Raw genomic sequence first — 2,869 nt, forward strand, 5'->3', positions numbered from 1 at the left:
GAGCAGGCCCGCGCCGTGCTCGAACCGCAGCCCCATTACCGGCTACGCGGGCACGCCTGCCCGGTCTGCCGCGAGACCACGATCCTGGTGTGGTCCGAAGTGGAGACCGAATGGGTCCGCCAACCCGCGCTCACGATCGACACCGACCGGGTCGACGCCGTGTGCGGCGCGTGCGGCACGCGATGGGGCCTGGACGTGTGGGCGCAGCTCGGCGCGATCCTCGACAACCAACACAAGGAGACCCTGGCCCTGGACTGCGAATGACACACCCGATGATCGGTTGACCCGACCTTTCGACCTGTGCCATACTGACCGGGCTCGGCAGAGCTGTATCCATCGCCAGCCGAGAAACGACTCCCCCAACGGAAGACCCCGCACGCGGCCCCCCAGCGCGGCGGGGTCTTCCCCGTTGTGCGGGCAGCGGCTCCGCGTCCCAACCTCGGCCACACCCTGTTGACGGCCGCACGCGCGACGCTCCGCCGCTGCCCGCACAACCCCGATCCCCACGAATACGCGGGCCACCAATTCGTGTTAGAAATGAATGGCACGAAACGTGAATTGCCGAGTATTGCAATGCCGCGTTTCTTTCGATCCGAACCGTGATGTGTATTGCATTATTAATGCTTGCCCGTTCCCGAATGAATGCACAGGATGGGATTGCAGCCCCACCGAAAAGGCTCCTGAATGGGCCGTAGGGGAATCCGTGATCTCACAGGAGGCATTTCCTCATGCTGGGCATTCTTGGCAGGCACAGGGGCAAGCCGCCCCACGCGCAGAAGCTCACCGAACCGGACGGAATGGTGCGGTTCGGGTCGAAATACGCCGATACCGAACACCTCAGCGTCCCGGAGCTGGCGCGGTCGCTCATGGACGAGCTGCCCCGCGAGTTCGGGTTGCTGTTCAGCGCGACCGTGTACCGCTACGAGATCGCCGCTCCGTGGATCGTCGACGTCGAGGTCCACGGCCTTCCCCTGGCCGATCTGGAAGACGCCGACCAGACCAACGAGCTGATCGCGCACGTCACGAACTGGATCGACCAGTACAACTACCACCGCGAGGGCACCGCCCGGTTCATCGGGCCGAACGTGATCGTGTTGCGGGAGTTCGAGCGCCACAGCCGAACCCCCGGCCGAGTCAGCGTGCGCCGCTACCACCTGCGCCACCCCATCACCCGCCGCCTGGCCCGCCTGCGCGCGTCGGTCGCTGGGCTGCTCGCCCGGGTGGCGCTCTGATGCCCGCGCTCACATACGGCGACCGACCGACGCCACCACCGGACTTGATGGCGGTGGCGCGTGAGGTCCACGCCGCGTTGATCCTGGAGCAGGCGTTCGGGACCGTCCCCGAGTACGTGGAGTTCCGCGTGGTCGCCCTGGACGGCGCGAAGCTGGTGGTGGCCCTCGGCGGGCTGTCCAACGAGTTCCTGCTCGGCCCCGAGCACCGCGATCCCGTCGAGGACGTCGACGTGATCACCCCCGATGAGATGGTCACCGCGGCGCAGGTCCTGTACCGGGCGGTGGAACGGCTCGTCGTCACGGTTTCCCCGCATCGAGCACCGGGCGAGCCGTGGTTTCCCACGGTGATCTGGCTCCAGTTCGAGCACCAGGCGGCCTCGGCCGCGACGGCGTTCCCGGCCGGAGTCGTGCAGGTCGTGAACGGGAGCGTCCTATGAGCCCACCCGTGATCATCTGCCAGGTGTGCGACGCGTCGCTGAGCCGGATCAGCACCGGAGAGGGCGTGACGTTCGCCCACCCGATCAGCCAGGTCGCCGACCACGAACCGGTCCCGGTCCAGGCTGGTCCCGACTGGCGGGGCCGGTGCGACTTCTGCACCGTCCGTCAGGCCGACTTCACGCTGCCGGTGCGGCTGTTCTCCTTGCCCTCGAACAGAAACCTCATGAGCATCGACAACTGGGGCGCGTGCGACCGGTGCGCGCTGCTGATCGGGGCCGACCGGTGGAACCACCTCGCCATGCGGGTGGCGACCCTGCTCGAAAAGCGTGGCATCCCGGCCGACCTCGAACGGCTCACCGTACTGGCGGAGCTGTTCACGATGGTCCGCGCGAACATCACCGGCCCGCTGAGCCCGGTCGGGGAGACACCATGACAACCCAACCGAGTACCCCACGGCCGGGCACGCCGCACCCGAGCACGCACTTGGGCTGCCAGACGTTCCGGTTCCTGACCATGCGGTGGTGCAAGACGGCGGCGGCCGAGCTGATCGCCGCCGACCTCGACGCCGCTGAACTGGTCGACGCCGGAATCGGCAGCCTGGCCGCGTTCCTGCCGGGCTGGCGGACGCCCGGCGCGATCTCCTTGATCCAGATCGATGTCGACCACGACCACGCGATGAGCACCGACCTGGACCGCCCGATCATCGCGGTGCGGATCGTGTCCGACTCCGGCCAGGGCTACGGGTCGATCGTGATCGACGGCTGGCACCGGGTCTACCGGGCGCTCGCCGAGGACCGCACCACCCTGCCCGCGCTCGTGCTCTCCGCCGCCGCCGAGAAGGCCGCGCGCTACCCGCTTCCCGACCTCACGATGTGGATCTCATGATGAACCCGGACACGAGCGCCGACCTCACCTGCGCCAACCACAACGATGTGCCCGCCGAGTACATCACCATCTACCACCACGAGCAGACCGGCGAAGCGCTGTGCGCGAGCTGCGTCACCTGCACCGACTCCGCCTGCGGGCAGGCGGGCACGATCCTCGACAGCGAGTACCGCGAGCCGTGGTGCAGCCCGCACGCCGCCCAGTACTCCGGCACCGAGACCATCCACGGCCCCGACCTGGCGGCCCTGGACTCCGACCGCTACCGCGCCCTCACCGGCCAGAGCGGCGGGGTGTGATGGTGCGCGGTCCGCAGT

6 protein-coding genes are annotated in these 2,869 nt (G+C 68.2%); all 6 read left to right on the forward strand.

Annotation, left to right across the window (positions count from 1 at the left end):
* On the forward strand, window positions 1-264 hold a 264-nt coding region (locus tag ACRDSQ_RS18905; RefSeq protein WP_431422895.1), incomplete at its 5' end, for a DUF7340 domain-containing protein.
* A 464-nt stretch (window positions 265-728) separates the two neighbouring features.
* Complete coding sequence (locus ACRDSQ_RS18910; protein WP_431422896.1) at window positions 729-1,232, forward strand: hypothetical protein; 504 nt, start codon at window positions 729-731, stop codon at window positions 1,230-1,232.
* Window positions 1,232-1,669 carry a hypothetical protein gene (locus tag ACRDSQ_RS18915; protein ID WP_431422897.1) on the forward strand — a complete coding sequence of 146 codons (438 nt, stop codon included), beginning with the start codon at window positions 1,232-1,234 and terminating at the stop codon, window positions 1,667-1,669. Before ACRDSQ_RS18910 ends, ACRDSQ_RS18915 begins: the two co-directional genes overlap by 1 nt.
* A complete protein-coding gene (locus tag ACRDSQ_RS18920; RefSeq protein WP_431422898.1) occupies window positions 1,666-2,103 on the forward strand; it encodes a hypothetical protein in 438 nt (145 codons plus the stop codon). Before ACRDSQ_RS18915 ends, ACRDSQ_RS18920 begins: the two co-directional genes overlap by 4 nt.
* Window positions 2,100-2,555 carry a hypothetical protein gene (locus ACRDSQ_RS18925; protein ID WP_431422900.1) on the forward strand — a complete coding sequence of 152 codons (456 nt, stop codon included), beginning with the start codon at window positions 2,100-2,102 and terminating at the stop codon, window positions 2,553-2,555. The genes ACRDSQ_RS18920 and ACRDSQ_RS18925 overlap by 4 nt, the downstream gene beginning before the upstream one ends.
* Window positions 2,555-2,851, forward strand: a complete 297-nt coding sequence (locus tag ACRDSQ_RS18930) for a hypothetical protein (protein ID WP_431422901.1) — start codon at window positions 2,555-2,557, stop codon at window positions 2,849-2,851. The genes ACRDSQ_RS18925 and ACRDSQ_RS18930 overlap by 1 nt, the downstream gene beginning before the upstream one ends.
* Window positions 2,852-2,869: the final 18 nt, after the last annotated feature.

Source organism: Actinokineospora sp., assembly GCF_050699995.1.
Classification (GTDB): Bacteria; Actinomycetota; Actinomycetes; order Mycobacteriales; family Pseudonocardiaceae; genus Actinokineospora.